The sequence below is a fragment of the Flavobacterium cauense R2A-7 genome (genome assembly GCF_000498475.1).
Classification (GTDB): domain Bacteria; phylum Bacteroidota; class Bacteroidia; order Flavobacteriales; family Flavobacteriaceae; genus Flavobacterium; species Flavobacterium cauense.
The window spans coordinates 36,807-53,366 of the sequence record NZ_AVBI01000018.1; the positions used below are offsets into that span (position 1 = coordinate 36,807).

17 protein-coding genes are annotated in these 16,560 nt (G+C 40.5%); 6 read left to right on the forward strand and 11 right to left on the reverse strand.

Annotated features, from left to right (window positions below; genetic code table 11):
• Window positions 1-9: 9 nt before the first annotated feature.
• Together FCR2A7T_RS09525 and FCR2A7T_RS09530 are read right to left on the reverse strand one after the other, a co-directional pair.
• On the reverse strand, window positions 10-984 hold the full coding sequence (locus FCR2A7T_RS09525) for a TerC/Alx family metal homeostasis membrane protein (RefSeq protein WP_023571073.1): 975 nt from the start codon (window positions 982-984) through the stop codon (window positions 10-12).
• A gap of 55 nt (window positions 985-1,039) precedes the next feature.
• Complete coding sequence (locus FCR2A7T_RS09530; protein WP_023571074.1) at window positions 1,040-2,035, reverse strand: NAD(P)H-dependent glycerol-3-phosphate dehydrogenase; 996 nt, start codon at window positions 2,033-2,035, stop codon at window positions 1,040-1,042.
• 467 nt (window positions 2,036-2,502) lie between these two features.
• Between FCR2A7T_RS09530 and FCR2A7T_RS14795 the strand changes: the two genes are divergently transcribed.
• Window positions 2,503-4,050, forward strand: coding sequence for a T9SS type A sorting domain-containing protein (locus tag FCR2A7T_RS14795; protein ID WP_023571076.1), 1,548 nt, complete (start codon window positions 2,503-2,505; stop codon window positions 4,048-4,050).
• Between the two features lie 34 nt (window positions 4,051-4,084).
• Here FCR2A7T_RS14795 and FCR2A7T_RS09540 read toward each other — a convergent pair whose 3' ends face one another.
• From FCR2A7T_RS09540 to FCR2A7T_RS09575, 8 genes are all read right to left on the reverse strand, one after another.
• Entirely contained in the window at window positions 4,085-5,251 is a 1,167-nt protein-coding gene (locus tag FCR2A7T_RS09540; RefSeq protein ID WP_023571077.1) for an iron-containing alcohol dehydrogenase, read from the reverse strand.
• Window positions 5,252-5,315: 64 nt separating this feature from the next.
• Window positions 5,316-6,095: a type 1 glutamine amidotransferase domain-containing protein gene (locus FCR2A7T_RS09545; protein ID WP_023571078.1), complete on the reverse strand. Its 780-nt coding sequence runs from the start codon at window positions 6,093-6,095 to the stop codon at window positions 5,316-5,318.
• A 102-nt stretch (window positions 6,096-6,197) separates the two neighbouring features.
• Window positions 6,198-6,761, reverse strand: a complete 564-nt coding sequence (locus FCR2A7T_RS09550) for a Crp/Fnr family transcriptional regulator (RefSeq protein WP_023571079.1) — start codon at window positions 6,759-6,761, stop codon at window positions 6,198-6,200.
• Between the two features lie 6 nt (window positions 6,762-6,767).
• A complete protein-coding gene (nadD, locus tag FCR2A7T_RS09555) occupies window positions 6,768-7,349 on the reverse strand; it encodes a nicotinate (nicotinamide) nucleotide adenylyltransferase (RefSeq protein ID WP_023571080.1) in 582 nt (193 codons plus the stop codon).
• A 65-nt stretch (window positions 7,350-7,414) separates the two neighbouring features.
• Window positions 7,415-7,987, reverse strand: coding sequence for a guanylate kinase (gene gmk / locus FCR2A7T_RS09560; protein ID WP_023571081.1), 573 nt, complete (start codon window positions 7,985-7,987; stop codon window positions 7,415-7,417).
• Window positions 7,988-8,032: 45 nt separating this feature from the next.
• A complete protein-coding gene (locus FCR2A7T_RS09565) occupies window positions 8,033-8,893 on the reverse strand; it encodes a YicC/YloC family endoribonuclease (RefSeq protein ID WP_023571082.1) in 861 nt (286 codons plus the stop codon).
• 87 nt (window positions 8,894-8,980) lie between these two features.
• Window positions 8,981-9,907, reverse strand: a complete 927-nt coding sequence (locus FCR2A7T_RS09570; RefSeq protein WP_035118113.1) for a DMT family transporter — start codon at window positions 9,905-9,907, stop codon at window positions 8,981-8,983.
• Window positions 9,907-10,257: an arsenate reductase family protein gene (locus FCR2A7T_RS09575; RefSeq protein WP_023571084.1), complete on the reverse strand. Its 351-nt coding sequence runs from the start codon at window positions 10,255-10,257 to the stop codon at window positions 9,907-9,909. Before FCR2A7T_RS09575 ends, FCR2A7T_RS09570 begins: the two co-directional genes overlap by 1 nt.
• Before the next feature lie 110 nt (window positions 10,258-10,367).
• Between FCR2A7T_RS09575 and FCR2A7T_RS09580 the strand changes: the two genes are divergently transcribed.
• The 3 genes from FCR2A7T_RS09580 to FCR2A7T_RS09590 are packed head-to-tail and all read left to right on the forward strand — an operon-like array spanning window position 10,368 to window position 12,471.
• Complete coding sequence (locus FCR2A7T_RS09580; protein ID WP_023571085.1) at window positions 10,368-10,805, forward strand: acyl-CoA thioesterase; 438 nt, start codon at window positions 10,368-10,370, stop codon at window positions 10,803-10,805.
• A gap of 17 nt (window positions 10,806-10,822) precedes the next feature.
• Window positions 10,823-11,278, forward strand: a complete 456-nt coding sequence (locus FCR2A7T_RS09585) for a DinB family protein (protein ID WP_023571086.1) — start codon at window positions 10,823-10,825, stop codon at window positions 11,276-11,278.
• A gap of 32 nt (window positions 11,279-11,310) precedes the next feature.
• Window positions 11,311-12,471: a cystathionine gamma-synthase gene (locus tag FCR2A7T_RS09590; RefSeq protein WP_262493735.1), complete on the forward strand. Its 1,161-nt coding sequence runs from the start codon at window positions 11,311-11,313 to the stop codon at window positions 12,469-12,471.
• Window positions 12,472-12,523: 52 nt separating this feature from the next.
• Here FCR2A7T_RS09590 and FCR2A7T_RS09595 read toward each other — a convergent pair whose 3' ends face one another.
• Window positions 12,524-13,306, reverse strand: a complete 783-nt coding sequence (locus FCR2A7T_RS09595; RefSeq protein ID WP_035118115.1) for a THC0290_0291 family protein — start codon at window positions 13,304-13,306, stop codon at window positions 12,524-12,526.
• A gap of 209 nt (window positions 13,307-13,515) precedes the next feature.
• Here FCR2A7T_RS09595 and porZ point away from each other — a divergent pair, with 209 nt between their 5' ends.
• Both porZ and recO read left to right on the forward strand, forming a co-directional pair.
• Window positions 13,516-15,837, forward strand: coding sequence for a type IX secretion system anionic LPS delivery protein PorZ (porZ, locus tag FCR2A7T_RS09600; RefSeq protein WP_023571089.1), 2,322 nt, complete (start codon window positions 13,516-13,518; stop codon window positions 15,835-15,837).
• Window positions 15,837-16,550, forward strand: coding sequence for a DNA repair protein RecO (recO, locus tag FCR2A7T_RS09605; protein WP_035118117.1), 714 nt, complete (start codon window positions 15,837-15,839; stop codon window positions 16,548-16,550). The genes porZ and recO overlap by 1 nt, the downstream gene beginning before the upstream one ends.
• The last annotated feature ends 10 nt before the right edge of the window (window positions 16,551-16,560 follow it).

Genomic DNA, 16,560 nt, shown 5'->3' on the forward strand with positions numbered 1-16,560 from the left:
TGGGGATGATTACTCTTTAACCGGAAACAGTAACGAGGCAATTACCGAAAGCAACAATACGCTACCTACAATCGTCAGTGACATCGGTGATGAAATATGATAGAACGGGGCGATAATCATCTTTATCCCGATAAAAGCCAAAATAACGGCTAATCCGTACTTTAAACGGCTGAACATATACATGAAGTTTGCCAATAGAAAATACAGCGCTCTAAGGCCTAAAATTGCAAAAATGTTGGAGGTGTAAAGGATAAACGGATCATTAGGGGCAATCGCAAAAATCGCCGGGATACTGTCGACTGCGAAAATCAAGTCGGTAAATTCGATTACGGCTACCACAACCAATAGCGGTGTCGCCATTTTTACGCCGTTTTCAATGGTGAAAAATTTATCGCCGTCGTAGTTTTCACTTACCTTGAAAAAACGATGTACCAAACGGGCTCCGGGACTTTTGGTAAAATCTTTATCGCCTTCGTCAGATTCGGAAAACCACGATTTTATACCGGCAAAAATCAGGAAAAGCCCGAAAACGGAAAGAATTACATTGATTTTTACCAATTGACCGAAAATGTCGGTTTCCGGAAGATAGGTCATGTTAATCAGTTCCACACCGGTGAAAATGAAGATTGCACGGAACACTAACGCACCGATAATCCCCCAAAACAATACTTTGTGATGGAGTTCTTTTGCGACATTGAAAAACCCGAAAACCAAAATGAAAACGAAAAGGTTGTCGACTGAAAGTGCTTTTTCAATCCAATAGGCGGATTGAAACTGCGCAAATTTTTCCACTCCCATGTAATAGTAAATAACCCCACTGAATCCCATGGCCAGTGAAATCCATAATACGGACCACATGAGTGCTTCGCGGTTGGAAACTACGTGGGTGTTTTTATTGAAAACGCCCAAATCCAATAAAAGCATGGCAAGAATTACAATGGTAAATGCGGTTAGAATCCCAGGGTGGTTGATTAAATTATCCATTTCGTTTGCAGATTTATTCTGTGAAAATTAGTTGAAAACAAGAGTCGGAGGGAAACTAATCCAGTTTGTCGGTTAATTTCTTAAATACTTTTTTGGGTTCTTTACCTTCGTATAAGATGTCGTAAACCGCATCAATTATTGGGGTTTTGGCTTTGTATTCTTCATTTAGTTTATGAGCACTTTTGGTAGCATAATAGCCTTCCGCCACCATACTCATTTCCATTTGAGCTGATTTTACCGTATAGCCTTTCCCAATCATATTTCCGAACATTCGATTACGGGAAAAAATGGAATAACCGGTTACCAATAAGTCACCTAAATAGGCTGAATCGTTAATGTTACGCTTCATTTTGTGGACTTTCTTGATGTATTTTTTCATCTCGCGGATGGCGTTACTCATCAATAAGGCCTGGAAATTGTCACCATAGCCCAAACCATGCGCAATTCCGGCTGCAATGGAATAGATGTTTTTTAACATCGCGGCATATTCCGTTCCGATAATATCATCGGAGGTTTTGGTTTTGATGTAATGACTGTTCAGGTTTTTAGCCATGGTTTTCGCTTTCTCATCGTCACCACACGCAATGGTAAGGTAGGAAAGACGTTCCAGCGCCACTTCTTCCGCGTGACATGGACCGGTAATTACACCAATATTGTCATAAGGAATGTGGTAGGTTTTATGGAAATGTTCTCCCACAATCAAACTGGTTTCGGGAACAATCCCTTTAATGGCTGAAAAAATTACTTTTCCTTCCAGACTTACGGTTAAATTTTCCAGTTCACCCTTCAAAAACGCGGAAGGAATGGCAAAAATGACATAATCTGCATAAGCCACCGCTTCGTTTATGTTGCTTGTAAGTTTTAGTTTATTGGTATCGAACTCAACTGAACTCAGGTAATTAGGGTTGTGTCGGTTGATTTTTATATGCTCAATGGCGTAGGTATTTCGCATGTACCACGCGATTTCCGGAAGGTTTACGCAAAGCATTTTTGCAATTGCTGTTGCCCAGCTTCCGCCGCCAATTACCGCAAATTTTGGGGTGTTACTCATCTTGATTATCAAATTTGTAACTTCAAAAGTACTCAAATTTGATGAAAGTCAAAAATGACGTTTTGTTTTTGGAGATTTCTGTTGGAATCATTTTTTAATCCGAAAATTTGCCTAACATGGCTTTGTTGCTGGGAAATTTTTGAAATACGTGACGCTTTTCCATTGTTGTTTTTGCGTTTGATTGGCAAACCGCTTTTTAAATTTAACATTAGATTATGATTTGACAAGGCAATGAATCGTTTTTACCGCCGTTATTGATAAAGTTGTTTGCAACTGCCGATTTGGTTTCAAGAGAATAATGATCTTTTTAAAACGTAATTGCGGCAAACATCAGTAAGAAAATCGATTTGAAGTTAGGTTAGAATTAGTTAATATTTTTGTTTTTGGTGAGAAAGGCGCTTTAGGAATTTATTTCGAAGCGCCTTTCGTTTTTTTAACTTATTTTTGCTGAGCGATTTATAACAGGAATGAAGGCGATTTTAAAAGTTTACGTTTGTTTTTTTACCGTGTTTTCGTTGTATGGGCAAGCGCCTCAAATTTCCTATGGGACACCCAATACCTTTCCCGTTAATCAAGCGATTGTGCCCTTGCTTCCAGTCAATTCGGGTGGGGCGGTTCCCAATCAGCCATTGGTTTCGACTTTCGCCGGTTCGGGAGCAATTGCGTCAAATGATGCGATAGGTACCGCAGCAGGGTTTAATTACCCGACAGTAGTGGTTATGGATCATTTCAATAATTTGATAGTGGTCGACCGAAGCAATCATAAAATCCGAAAAATAACACCCGACGGAACGGTTACCACAATAGCCGGAACCGGAGCAATCGGCGCTCTTGACGGACCAGGGCTTACAGCTACTTTCCGTTATCCCGATGGTGCAGCAGTAGATTCTCAGGGAAATATTTTTATCTCCGATCAAAGCAATCATAAAATAAGGAAGATTGACATCAATGGTGTGGTTTCCACTTTTGCGGGTTCCGGTGTTGCCGGTTTTTTAGATGCAACAGGAACAGCCGCTAAATTTTATTATCCTGCCGGAATGGCCATAGATACTAACGATAATTTATATGTAGCCGATTACAGCAACCACAGGATCCGAAAAATAACATCGGGCGGAGTGGTAAGCACTTATGCCGGACTAGCGAGTGCCGGCGCTACCGACGGAAATTTGACTGTTGCAAAATTCAACGGACCCACCGGCGTGGGAGTTGATACCGATGGAAATGTTTTCGTGGCGGATTACTACAATCAAAAAATCCGAAAAATTTCTGTTTCAGGCGATGTTTCTACCGTAGCGGGAACCGGAAGTGCCGGTGCAGCAGACGGACTGTCAACAATGGCTTCTTTTAATTATCCGGCAATTGTGGCGGTAGATTCGAATAACAATCTGTTCATTACGGATGAAGGAAACAATAAAATCCGAAAAGTAAATGTATCTGGTGACGTAAGTACTTTTGCGGGTTCAGGAACTGTTGGTTCTGCGGATGCTGAAACTTCATCCGCAACGTTTAACAGTCCGACGGGGGTTTGTGTTGCTAATGGAGGAATTGTTTATGTTGCCGATTATGCCAACCATAAAATCCGAAAAATAACCACTTACGGCTATAGTGTTATACCTGCATTACCTGACGGATTGGCCCTGAATCCTGTTACCGGTGAAATTTCGGGAACACCAACACAGGTAGCCTTAATGACCGATTATACCATTACTGCGACCAATGCCTCCGGCAGCAGCTCGTTTGTTGTGAGCATTGAAGTAGGAACCTTGGGAGCAGAAGCGTTTACTTTAAATCGACTAATTGTTTATCCCAATCCGGTTAACGATAAACTCTATGTTACGACCGGCGTTAACGTGACCAAGATTTCTGTTTTTAATGCTTTAGGACAGAAAATACAAGAATTTGATTCTGAAGCGGCAACACATTCACTGGACTTTCATGCTTTTTCAAAAGGTACTTATTTGCTGAAAATAGAAACAGTATCGGGAATAAAAGAAATTCTCATTATAAAACAATAACAGAAAACGCTCCAAATCGGAGCGTTTTCTGTTATTAATAGCTCATCTCCACGATGGCTCTTACTTTTTCCGGAGTAATATTTTGTTTTTCTCCCAAGGCTTTCCAACCGCGTTCTTCGAAACGGGTTACTATAAAATCAGCGGTGGACTGATATTCTGCAGTGTTTTCAGAAAGTTTGGTCAGCATGCCCATCTTATGGAAGAAATCTACTGTTTTTTCAATGGCTTTTTCGGCTTTTTCCTCAACGGAAGTGCCTTGAACACCAAAAACACGTTCGCCAAATTGTGACAGTTTTTCTTTTTTGGTGTCGAACATCACACGGTACAGATTCGGACCAATAATCGCCAAAGTTCTGGCATGATCAATCTCGTATAAAGCCGTCAGTTCGTGTCCGATCATGTGCGTTGCCCAATCGGTTGGAACCCCTTTTTGAATCAATCCGTTTAAGGCCATGGTAGCGCACCACATATAATTCGATGCCAGTTTGTAATCGGTTGGATTTTCCACCACATCAGGGCCGATTTCCACTAAGGTTTGCAAAATGCTTTCCGCAATCCGATCCTGAAGCAACGCATCGTGCTGATAGGTTAGGTATTGTTCCATCACGTGGGTAAAAGCATCCACCACACCGTTTTGGATTTGTTTTTTCGGAAGGGAAGCAATCACTGTAGGATCGCAAATGGAAAATTTCGGAAACAAAGCACTGCCGCCAAAAGAAAGTTTTTCCTGGGTTTCATTGATGGTAACAACTGCACCTGAGTTCATTTCGCTTCCGGTAGCCGGTAACGTCAATACGGTTCCAAACGGAATCACTTGCGATGCGTCTTTAATCAGTAAACGTTTGTGCAGGATGTCCATCGGATTACCGTCAAATTTTACGGCGGCTGAGATGAATTTCACGCCGTCAATCACGCTTCCGCCACCTACCGCCAGAATGAAACCAATGTTTTGTTCGCGGATGATGGCTACGGCTTTCATTAGCGTTTCATAACGCGGATTGGGTTCAATACCCCCAAATTCTAAGATATCAACGTTAGGAAGTGCGGCTTTTACCTGTTCGTAAACACCATTTTTAAAGATGCTTCCACCTCCATAGGCCAATAAGATTTTAGTGTTTTGCGGAACCAATTCCGCCAGTTTTGCGATTTGTCCTTTGCCAAAGACATAGTTGGTAGGATTGTATAATTCGAAGTTTAGCATAGTGTAATGTTTTATGTAAAATTACAAAACGAGTGTTGTGACAGTCGTAAAAATGTGTTAACAATTACGGATTTACCTTTTTTAATTCGGTTAACATCGCTTCGCCGACTCCTTTTGCGGATTGCGGATTCTGACCGGTAACCAATCTCTCGTCAACGGTAACGTGTTTTTGCCAAAGTCCGGATTTTTCAAATTGGGCACCGCGTTCCATCAGTTTTGTTTCCAAAGCAAACGGAACCACTTTTTCTAATTTTACCGCGGCTTCTTCTTCGTTGGTAAAGGCGTTTACCTTTTTACCGTCAACAAGATATTTACCATTGCTTAGTTTAATATTTACTAAACCGGCCGGACCGTGACATACCGCTCCAACAACACCATTATTCTCATAAATGGCGGTTGCAATCTTTGAAATTTCCACATTATCTGCAAAATCCCACATAGCGCCGTGACCTCCGGCATAATAAATGGCCACATAGTCTTTCGGATTTACTTCGGATGGTTTAAGAGAATGGTCGATTTTATCGTGGTATGTTTTGTCTTCCCAAAATAATTTGTTTACCGGATCGCTTAAATCTAAACCGTCAACAGGAGGTTTTCCGCCTTTCGGACTTACAAAATCAATGGTGTATTTGTCTTTCAAAACTTCCCAGGCGTGGGTAACTTCCCCAAGGTAATAGCCGGTGGATTCTCCGGTGTTTCCTTTTTTATCGTGGCTTGTAACCACAAATAAGATTTTCTTTTCCATCTTCTTTGAATTTTTAGGTTGTGCGTTTACTGTAAATGAGTTTAATATTGTGATAATTAATATAATAGCGATACTGCCGAAACTGATTATTTTTTTCATAACCGATCTTTTTAAAATTGTTTTACAAAGTTCGGAAGAATTACGCGTTCGGGAAAAGGTAAAAAATCACAAAAATGAAGTGACAATTGTCACACGATTTTATTACGAACTGAATCGGCTCAGGGTTTCGCGGGAAACACCAAGATAAGAAGCGATTAGTTTTTTGGGGACTTTTTGGAAAAGCGAAGGGTAGAGCTGCAGCAGTTTTTCATAGCGTTCCTTCGGGTTGTTATTGAGCGTGGACAGGATGCGCTGTTGCAAAGCGATGTAACCGGCATTGGATTTCTTTCTGAAAAAATGCTCAATTTTATGCATTTCGGCACACAATTTTTCGCGATGGTACAACGAAAGACAAAGAACTTCACTGTCTTCGATGCAATCCACATTTATGGTGGCTTCTGTTTGGTTGAAATAGGCGTTGTAATCGGTTATCCACCAGTCGGAAAGCGCAAACTGAAGAATGTGTTCTTTCCCGTCCTGATCCACATGATAGGCTTTCAGACAACCGGAGAGCACGAAAAAATCATTGGGAACGGTTTCCTTTTCCTGAACCAGAAACTGATGTTTTTTAAATTTCCTTGAGGTGAAATGCGACAGGATATACTCAAATTCACCATCGGTAAGCGGTGTTATTTTTTCTATCTGCTGTCGTAATAACGTACTCATCGGGCGTTATTTTCGGTAAAATAAATTATGGTCGATGTACTCCCAAACTTTATGCGGTACCATCGGACGAATGTTTTTTCCTTTTTTGATGCCTTCGCGGATAAAGGTCGACGACAATTCCAGAATCGGAGCGCCTACGCGATGGATTTTTGGATGGTTGACAAATTGGGCGTCAATTTCACCGGAAGCCGCTCTCGGATACACGTAAATGTCGTGATTTTGGAGAATAACTTCGTAGTTTTTCCACTTGTGCAGTGAATTCAGATTGTCTTCGCCCATAATCAGGCAAAATTCATGATTGGGGAACTTCTCCTGCAAGTGTGCCAGTGTATTGACGGTATAATTGGGCTGCGTTAGTTTGAATTCAATGTCGGAGGGCTTGATTTTTGGATAGTCTTCCGTCGCCAGATGGACCATGTGCAAACGGTGGTAGTCGTCCAAAAGCGAACTTTTTTGTTTGTGCGGATTGTGTGGCGTAACGACCATCCAAATCTGATTCAAATCGGAATGTTCTGCCATATGGTTGGCGATAATCAGATGCCCGATGTGAATGGGATTAAAGGTGCCGAAATAGAGTCCGATTTTCATTTTTTATAAGGGATAAGTAATTTGGGAAAAGGGATAAGTAAAAATTTCTTATCCCTTTTCTCTTGTCACTTTTTTACAAAATTCTTTACCAATTCATACGCTTCTTGCTTCGCCACATCCAAATCGTAATTTTTAATAATCGTATCAAATTGCGGCGCCGTTGCCAGTTCGACGTGGGCTTTGGCGATACGCATGTTGATTTTGTCTTCGCTTTCGGTAGAACGTTCTTTCAAACGACGTTTCAGTTCATCCACACTTGGTGGTTTTACAAAAACGGCCAAAGTTTCTTCCGGGAATTTTGATTTGATACGCAAACCTCCGGCCACATCGATGTCGAAAATCACGTTTTTGCCTTTGGCCCAAATGCGTTCCACTTCACTTTTCAGCGTACCGTAGAAGTTGTCGCGGTAGACTTCTTCCCATTCAACGAAATCTTCATTTTTGATGTGTTGCTTGAAATCGGCAATCGACATGAAATAGTAATCCTTTCCGTTTACTTCTTCTCCTCGTGGTTCACGGGTAGCGGCCGAAATGGAAAATTCCAGATTCAGATCTTCTAATCCTAATAAATGACGAACTATAGTAGTTTTTCCCGATCCCGAAGGAGCCGAGAAGACGATTAATTTTCCTTTACTCATTGTTGTGTTGTTTTTTGCCGGACAATCGGTCTAAGCGGTATGCTATTATAAAACGTTTAAAACCTGCTCTTTTATTTTTTCTAGTTCGTCTTTCATCTGAACGACTAATTTTTGCATCCCGGCGTGATTCGATTTAGAACCCATCGTATTGATTTCACGACCCATTTCCTGCGTGATGAAACCTAATTTCCGTCCGTTGGCTTCGTTTCCGTTCAAGGTTTCGATGAAATAATCCAAATGGTTGGTCAGGCGTACTTTTTCTTCGGTGATGTCTAATTTCTCCAAATAATAGATTAATTCCTGTTCGAATCGGTTTTCGTCTACATTCACTTTCAGTTCGTCAATAGCGGTCTGCAATTTACTTTTGATGTTCAGAATACGCTCCGGATCTAAAGCCAAAGCCAAATCCATGTACATGCGAATGTTGGCAATGCGCAATTGGAATTCTTTTTCTAATGACGCACCTTCAGCAATTCGGAAAGTGTTGATGTTGTTTAAAGCCTCGTCAATAACGGTTAGGATTTGTTTCCATTCGTTTTCGTCGATTTCATCGCGTTCTGTTTTTAAAGCGTCGGGCATACGAACGGCCATTTTCATCAGTTCCGTTTCATCGGCATCGGCTAAAATAGCGCGCATTTGAGACATATAGGCTTTTACAATCGGGGCATTGATTTTGGTAGAGGTTTCCTCTCCGGTTACTTCGATGTAAAGCGAAAAATCAACTTTTCCGCGTTCCAGACTTTGGGAAATCTGATTGCGAAGGCCCAATTCCATCTCGCGGTATACTGAAGGCATACGAACGTTCAGGTCCAAGCCTTTGCTGTTTAATGATTTTACTTCTACTGTGATTTTTTTGGTAGCCAACTGAAGGGTTGCCTTGCCAAATCCGGTCATCGATTGTATCATGTTTTTCTAAATAGACTTCAAAGATAAAGAAAAGTGTTCAGTAATCAGTGATCAGTGATCAGTGATCGGTGTTCAGTTAATTAATTATTAGTGTTGGCTTGGGTCGGTTCCCGACAGCGATTCTTCGATTACTTCCGGTTTTTTATGAATTACCAGATACACACCGGCAAAAATCAATACTGCCGAACCAATTTTAACCCAACCCAAATCGTCTTTTCCCAACCCGATGGCAAAAATCGAGGCAAAAACCGGTTGCAGGTAGATAAAAACGGCAACGGTAGTGGGTCTTAACTCTCGCATGGACAACAGGTTCAGCAAATAGGTGAAGAAGGTGGAAAACACTACCACGAATCCTGTTTTCCAGAAGATGTCCATTGGAACCGCACTCCAGTCGACCGCCTGAAACTCACTCCATCCAAACGGAATCACCATCAGAAACCCGAACAGGTAAATCCATTTTACAAACGAAAAGGCGTTGTATTTGTCCATCAGTTTTTTTACGATAATCAGATAGAAACCATAAGAAACAGCATTCACAAAAACCAATAAATTACCCAAACTGGCATTTGGCGCATTCACCATCGACTTTCCGTACAAAATAAGGGTGATTGTACCGGCCAATCCCAAAAGGATTCCGAGTATTTTTTTATTTTGCATCCGTTCTTTCATGATGATTGCCGATAAAATCAAAACAATCATTGGGGTGGTCACCATCAGCACCGCTCCCATAATCGGCGAGGTATAACTCAGTCCTTTAAAAAACGTCAGCATGTTAAAGGCTACTCCGAAAAATGCCGCGGCAAGAATACGCGGAAAGTCTTTTTTATCGATTTTTTCCGTTTTTACGAACAAAGCTGCCAGCCAAAATAAAAGGGTTGAACCACCCACACGTAAAAAAATAAAGCCGAAAGCGTCAATATATTTAGGCATTACGTCTTTGGCAATCGTGAATGTAACTCCGTAAATTAAGGCTACGGTCCAGGCAGCCATTAAGGCATAGGCTCTTTTCGACATTAACTTAAAACTTTGGTTACTTCGAGGATGTTTTTCTGACTGTTGCCGATGTATATTTTACCGTCAATGATAAATACCGGACGGCTCAGGAAGGTGTAATGTTCCAAAAGGTATTTTTTGTAATCGGCTTCCGTAAGGTTTTTGTTTTTTAAATCCATTGACTTGTACAATTGGGCTTTTTTGCTGAAAAGCGCTTCATAGCTGCCCGAAAGCTGGTACATTTCTTCCAGTTGTTCCGGAGTAATAGGGTCCTGACGAATGTCCTGAAAGACCAAACGATCGGTGTTGGGTAAGGATTTGATGATTTTTCGGCACGTGTCGCACGAAGCGAGATAATATATTTTGTTCATGAGCAATCTTTTTACAAAAGTAGGCTTTTCGTTAAAATAGATTTAATTTAAATGCCACTAAAGCACTCAAGCGGATAATTCTCTTTATTTTTGAATAAACTTTAAAGGAGATGAGTGTTTTTACTAAAGAAATTTCGATTCGCTGGGCAGATTTAGATCCGAATTTCCATATGCGTCACAGTGCTTATTATGATTTTGGCGCCCAGCATCGTATAGAAATTCTTGAAGAACAAGGATTGACCATGCGAATCATGCAACAGCAACATTTTGGTCCGGTATTGTTTCGGGAAGAGTGTGTTTTCCGAAAAGAAATTCATTTGGGCGATATCATTACCATCAGTACCAAAATAGGGAAAATGAAAGACGATGCTTCCCGTTGGACGATTGTGCACGAACTGAAAAACCAGCTGGGTGAATTGTGTGCGGTACTTAGTGTTGACGGTGCCTGGATGGATACCAAACTGCGCAAATTGGCCAGTCCGACCCCGGAAATCGCCAAGGAAGTGATGCACGCTTTTCCGAAGACCGAAGATTTTGTTTTGCTTTAATCAATCAAACATATACTATGCAATCTACATTTGACATTAACCTGTCCAGCAGGAATATTCTGCTGAAGTTTCTTGAAAATAATTCACTGGAGCAACTAAATACGATTCCCGAAGGCTTTAGCAACAACCTGATTTGGAACATTGGGCATATTGTTGTGGTGCAGCAAATGCTCGTGTACAATTTGTCCGGTTTACCAATGTTTATTTCCGATGAAATGGTGGAGAAATACAAAAAAGGAACCAAACCTGAAACGCCTGTTACACAAGAAGAGGTTGAGCAACTGAAGAAGTTGCTTTACGCTACGCTGGAACAAACGAAACAAGATTTCGCTAATGGTGTTTTCAAAGAATATAAAGCCTTTACCACCATGTCGGGATTTAATATAAGAAATGCACAGGAAGCTATGGAGTTTAACAATTATCACGAAGGGGTTCATACCGGAGTAATGATGAGGATTCACAAGTTTTTATAATCCTGAAATAAGCAGTAAATTTACAGTCTAAAATAAAAATCATGAAATTTAATACGAAAGTTATACACGGAGGACAACACCATGACCCGAGTACGGGAGCGGTAATGCCACCGGTTTATCAAACGTCTACGTTTGTTCAGACCAGTCCCGGAAAACCGTTAAATCCGGATTACGAATACAGTAGAGCGGCAAACCCAACCCGTACGGCATTGGAACATGCTTTGGCCAGTATCGAAAACGGAACGCGCGGATTAGCTTTTTCATCGGGATTGGCAGCGACTGATTGTGTTTTACGCGGACTGAAAGCCGGCGACGAAGTAATTGCGATGGACGATTTGTACGGCGGAACATACCGAATGTTCACCCGCATTTATAAAGAATCCGGAATTGTGTTCCATTTTGTGGATATGAATGATCTTGAGAAATTCCAATCGTTAATCAACGACAATACCCGATTGGTTTGGGTGGAAACGCCAACCAATCCGTTGATGAAATTGGCGGATATCGCTGCGATTGCAGACATCACTAAAAAACATCCCAATATCTTATTTGCGGTAGATAATACTTTCGCAACCCCATATCTGCAAAAACCGTTAGATTTGGGTGCCGATATTGTAATGCATTCTGCTACGAAATACTTGGGCGGTCACTCCGACGTGATTGCCGGCGCTTTAATCGTAAAAGATGAAGAGCTGGGAAGTCAGTTGCATTTTCAGCAATTTGCTACCGGAGCTACATTGGGTCCGCAAGATTCGTTTTTGGTGTTAAGAGGAATCAAAACCCTGCATTTACGTGTGCAACGTCATTGTGAAAACGGGGCAAAAATCGCTGAATTTTTACTTAACCATCCTAAAGTGGAATGCGTTTACTATCCAGGATTACCTTCACATCCGTTCCATGAGATTGCCAAAAAACAAATGATTGGCGGTTTTGGCGGAATGGTAACCTTTACGTTCAAATCGGGTGCAAAACAAGATGCAATTGCCTTTTTGGAAAAACTAAAGGTGTTTACCTTAGCGGAATCCTTAGGCGGAGTGGAATCCTTAGCGAATCATCCGGCCTTGATGACACATGCGTCGATTCCGGAAGACAAACGAAAAGAAATCGGAATCACGGATGATTTGGTTCGTTTGAGTGTTGGAGTGGAAGATGCTGATGATTTGATAGAAGATTTAAAACAGGCATTGGCCTAAAAATAAAAACCACGCTGAAAAGCGTGGTTTTTTTATATTCATTTTTTTTCTATTAATTCAAATAGTAAATGTATCCGAAGTTTAACCAAACCAACCATTCGTTGGCTTTGTTTTCTTTGTAAATGTTAGGGTCCGGATTTAAACCGTCTACCCAGTTGGAGAAATAATACTGCCAACGTAAGTCAAGCATTAAATCGGAAAGTTCTGTTAGTTTGTATCGTGTACCTACACTCGCTACAACCGACCATGTACTTCCGCTATCGTTAGAAACCCCACCGATGTATTTTGTCGGTAAAACACCCGGCTGATCCAAACGTCCTCTTGAGGAACTGGCTTCCGGACTAAAATAGGTGAAATGTGCTCCTAAACTCACGAAAGGACCGAAAGATCCGTCAGTAGCGGTAAAATCTCTAATACTTAATGGGAAATATTCTAATTGCATCCCGATATCCGTGTTGGATGCAACACCTCTCATCGCTCTTAATTGTTGCGCCATTACAGAGTTTTTCTTGGAATCAACCCATTGACCAAAGTGTTGAAGCTGTGTTTTATTGTAAGAAAGCTCTGTTCTTAATTTGAAGTGATCATTGAAATACGTCTCCGGGGTATAACAGTTACATTCCGCTCTGTAGGAAAAATTCAAATAGTGAATAAGACCTATTCCGTAACCGGTATTACCGGTATTTGTTTTTAAATCGTATCGTTCACCATAATCTGACATAAACATAACAGGACCTGCAATCGCTCCAATTTCATGGGAAAAACCGAATTGGGCTCTAACAGCGCTACTACTACCTAGGGCAACTAGCAGGATAAATAAAATTTTTCTGGGCATTTTACTTTATTTTAGGTCAATATCCGACAAATATATAAAAACAAACCACACTTTAAAAAAAAAGTAAAAAAAAGACTTTTAAAAAAATGTAAATTTAACAGGCTTGTGCCGGTGCGATTTGATATTTGTTTAAAATATTTTGCATCAAATTATATAAAAATCTCCAAAAAAGTCGTTTTACGCTATATTTGTACTACAAACTGTCATCGATGAAAAAAATAGTCAGCTTTTTTCTATTAACTTTTTTCTCTTTAAATTCTTTTTCACAACAAAATCAGTTGTGGAGAGGTTTTTTTTCCTATACTGCTATAAAGGATCTGTCACAAAATAGCGATAAGGTTTATGCAGCTTCTGAAAATGCGGTGTTTTCTAAAAATACCATCACCAATGAATTGCAGACAGTCAATTCGGTGAATGATTTTAAAGCCGATATCATTTCTTCATTTCATTATAGCCCTACATATAAAAAAATACTGGTGGGCAACCAGAATGGCTTGCTTTTGGTGGTTAATGAAACGGATGGTGCTGTTTTAAATGTGATTGATATTCTAAATAAGGCTACCATTCCACCCAACAGAAAAAAAATCAACCATATTTACGAATATCAGGGAAAGGCATACCTGTCCTGTGATTTTGGAATTTGCGTATTCGATTTGGCAACTTCCCAATTTGGCGATACTTATTTCATAGGACCAGCCGGTGAAGAGCTAAAAGTTTTCCAAACTACAGTTTTTAATGGTTTCATTTATGCGGTAACCGAGTTAAATGGAATTCGAAGAGCCGATTATACAAGTCCGAATCTCGTTGATTTCAGTCAGTGGTCTACATTTGATGCGGGGTATTGGAGCGGAATTGTAACTTTTCAAAATCAATTGATAGCTTCTCTTACAAACAATAAAGTCTATAAATATGCTGGCGGAAGCTTTCAGGAGATTGCCAATGTGGGACAGCCAATTGTTGATTTGAGGGAATTTGAAAATCGATTGGTTTTTACTTCAGCCAATCATGTTTACGTTTACGATGCCCAATTGTTGCCTTTGGTGCACATTACACAAATTCCTGATGTCGCTTCTACGTTTACTTGTGCTACCGTAATTGGAGATAAGATCTTTGTGGGAACGGCAGATAAAGGAATGTATCAGACCACGCTGGCCAATAGTGTTGCATTTGAAGATATTACTCCGGACGGTCCTGTGCGTAATAAGTTGTTTAGGATAAAAAAAGCAGACAACTTTCTTTGGGCAGCTTATGGCGGGTATACAAAGCAATACAATCCTTATGAATATTGTTGTGGGACGACTAGCCAATATGAAATCAGCAAGTTCAGCGATCAAAACGGATGGAACACCATTCCTTTTTCGGATCTTTTAGGTGCTCGGGCCATTTCTGATATTGCGATAAATCCGAGCAATTCAAACCAGGTCTATTTTACTTCTTTTTTCTCGGGATTACTTAAGGTGGAAGGGAATAACAATCAGATAACACTGTATAATCAGTCGAATACTGGTCCTAATGGATTGGAATCACTGGTTTTATCTCCGCCCAATCCGTCCTATATCGATGTTAGGATTAACGGTCCGGCATTCGACAAAAACGGTAATTTATGGATGACCAACAGTCTTGTTGAAAATGCCATAAAAGTATTGAAAAGAGACGGGAGTTGGCAATCGTATACGCTGAATAATATCACCATGAATCCTGACAACGACGATTATGCAGGCATTAAGATTGATAAAAATGGAACAAAATGGATTGCATCCTACAGAAACGGCGTAATTGGATTTAATGAAAATTACGGGAATAAATTCCTGTTGATAAAAACCGGCACGGGTTCCGGAAACCTTCCGGATAACGATGTGCGCAGTATTGCGGTGGATCACAGAAACCAATTATGGATTGGGACTTTTGCCGGATTGCGTATTTTGTCCAGTGTGGATCGCTTTTTAACCGATACCGCTTTAGAAACGAATTCCGTCATTATTTTAGACGACAATCTGGCTCAGGAATTATTCTATCAGCAGAGTATTATGGATATCGAAGTAGACGGCGCCAACAATAAATGGGTTTCCGTAGAGGGTGCCGGAGCTTTTTTGGTCTCTTCCAACGGACAGCAAACGCTCTATCATTTCACCAAAGAAAATTCTCCTTTGCCAAGTAATAACATTCTCGACATCGAAATTGACGGTTCCACCGGCGAAGTTTTTTTTGCTACCGACAGAGGATTGGTTTCTTTTCAGGGCGTTTCAACCAAACCTCAGGACGACTTGAACAATGTATTTGTGTATCCGAATCCGGTTCGTCCGGAATACAATGGAACCGTTAAAATCAGCGGTTTGATTGATAAAGCCAATGTCAAAATTACGGATATCGAAGGGAATTTGGTATATGAAACCACTTCCGAAGGCGGTACCATCGAATGGGATACCCGTGCTTTCGGAAAACATAAGGTTGCTTCCGGGGTGTACATGATTTTTATTGCTGCGCAGGACGGTGCGGAAACGAAAGTCAAAAAAGTCATGATTATCCGATAATGCTCGTCAAAACCAAAGCGATAGTTTTAAGTGCTCTGAAGTATCAGGAAAAAAGCCTGATAGTCAAATGTTTTACGCAATCTGACGGGTTGAAATCGTATTTTGTGCCGAGTGCTTTTTCGGGAAAGAAATCCAATCAGAAAATCGCCTATTTTCAACCGTTAACGATTCTCGAAATCGAAGCAAACCATAAGAATAAAGGCACTTTGGAGTATTTTAAGGAAATTCGGTTGGCTTCCCCGTATCATTCCATAAACACCGATGTTTTTAAGAGCACTATTGTGATTTTTTTGTCGGAAATGTTGCATCACAGTATTCGTGAAGAAGAAAAAAACGACACCTTGTTTTCTTTTCTGGAAACCGCATTACTTTGGCTTGATACTCATGAAGAAATGGCTAATTTTCACTTGATTTTGTTGTTAGAAATTACCAAATTCCTTGGTTTTTATCCCGATTTATCTGAAAAAGAACTGTCTTTTTTTGAACTTTCGGAAGGCATTTTTACACCCTATCACGGCATCAGTTGTCTTTCCGAACACGAGACGTTTCTGTTCAAGAAGCTTATCGGTTTAAAATTCGATTCTGATCAGAAAATCTTCGCCGGAACCGAACGTCAAATCCTGTTGAAAATCCTGTTGGATTATTATTCCGCTCATCTTGATGGCTTTAAAAAACCGAAATCCCTCGAAGTCCTCAAAGAAGTTTTCTCGTAAACCACACAAA

Coding starts and splice junctions, on each gene's coding strand:
- FCR2A7T_RS09565 (WP_023571082.1), bottom strand. CDS start 8,893: ATGATACAATCGATGACCGGATTTGGCAAGGCAACCCTTCAGTTGGCT.
- porZ (WP_023571089.1), top strand. CDS start 13,516: ATGAAAAAAATAGTCAGCTTTTTTCTATTAACTTTTTTCTCTTTAAAT.
- FCR2A7T_RS09525 (WP_023571073.1), bottom strand. CDS start 984: ATGGATAATTTAATCAACCACCCTGGGATTCTAACCGCATTTACCATT.
- FCR2A7T_RS09530 (WP_023571074.1), bottom strand. CDS start 2,035: ATGAGTAACACCCCAAAATTTGCGGTAATTGGCGGCGGAAGCTGGGCA.
- FCR2A7T_RS09570 (WP_035118113.1), bottom strand. CDS start 9,907: ATGTCGAAAAGAGCCTATGCCTTAATGGCTGCCTGGACCGTAGCCTTA.
- FCR2A7T_RS09540 (WP_023571077.1), bottom strand. CDS start 5,251: ATGCTAAACTTCGAATTATACAATCCTACCAACTATGTCTTTGGCAAA.
- FCR2A7T_RS09550 (WP_023571079.1), bottom strand. CDS start 6,761: ATGAGTACGTTATTACGACAGCAGATAGAAAAAATAACACCGCTTACC.
- recO (WP_035118117.1), top strand. CDS start 15,837: ATGCTCGTCAAAACCAAAGCGATAGTTTTAAGTGCTCTGAAGTATCAG.
- FCR2A7T_RS14795 (WP_023571076.1), top strand. CDS start 2,503: ATGAAGGCGATTTTAAAAGTTTACGTTTGTTTTTTTACCGTGTTTTCG.
- FCR2A7T_RS09580 (WP_023571085.1), top strand. CDS start 10,368: ATGAGTGTTTTTACTAAAGAAATTTCGATTCGCTGGGCAGATTTAGAT.
- FCR2A7T_RS09545 (WP_023571078.1), bottom strand. CDS start 6,095: ATGAAAAAAATAATCAGTTTCGGCAGTATCGCTATTATATTAATTATC.
- FCR2A7T_RS09595 (WP_035118115.1), bottom strand. CDS start 13,306: ATGCCCAGAAAAATTTTATTTATCCTGCTAGTTGCCCTAGGTAGTAGT.
- gmk (WP_023571081.1), bottom strand. CDS start 7,987: ATGAGTAAAGGAAAATTAATCGTCTTCTCGGCTCCTTCGGGATCGGGA.
- FCR2A7T_RS09585 (WP_023571086.1), top strand. CDS start 10,823: ATGCAATCTACATTTGACATTAACCTGTCCAGCAGGAATATTCTGCTG.
- nadD (WP_023571080.1), bottom strand. CDS start 7,349: ATGAAAATCGGACTCTATTTCGGCACCTTTAATCCCATTCACATCGGG.
- FCR2A7T_RS09575 (WP_023571084.1), bottom strand. CDS start 10,257: ATGAACAAAATATATTATCTCGCTTCGTGCGACACGTGCCGAAAAATC.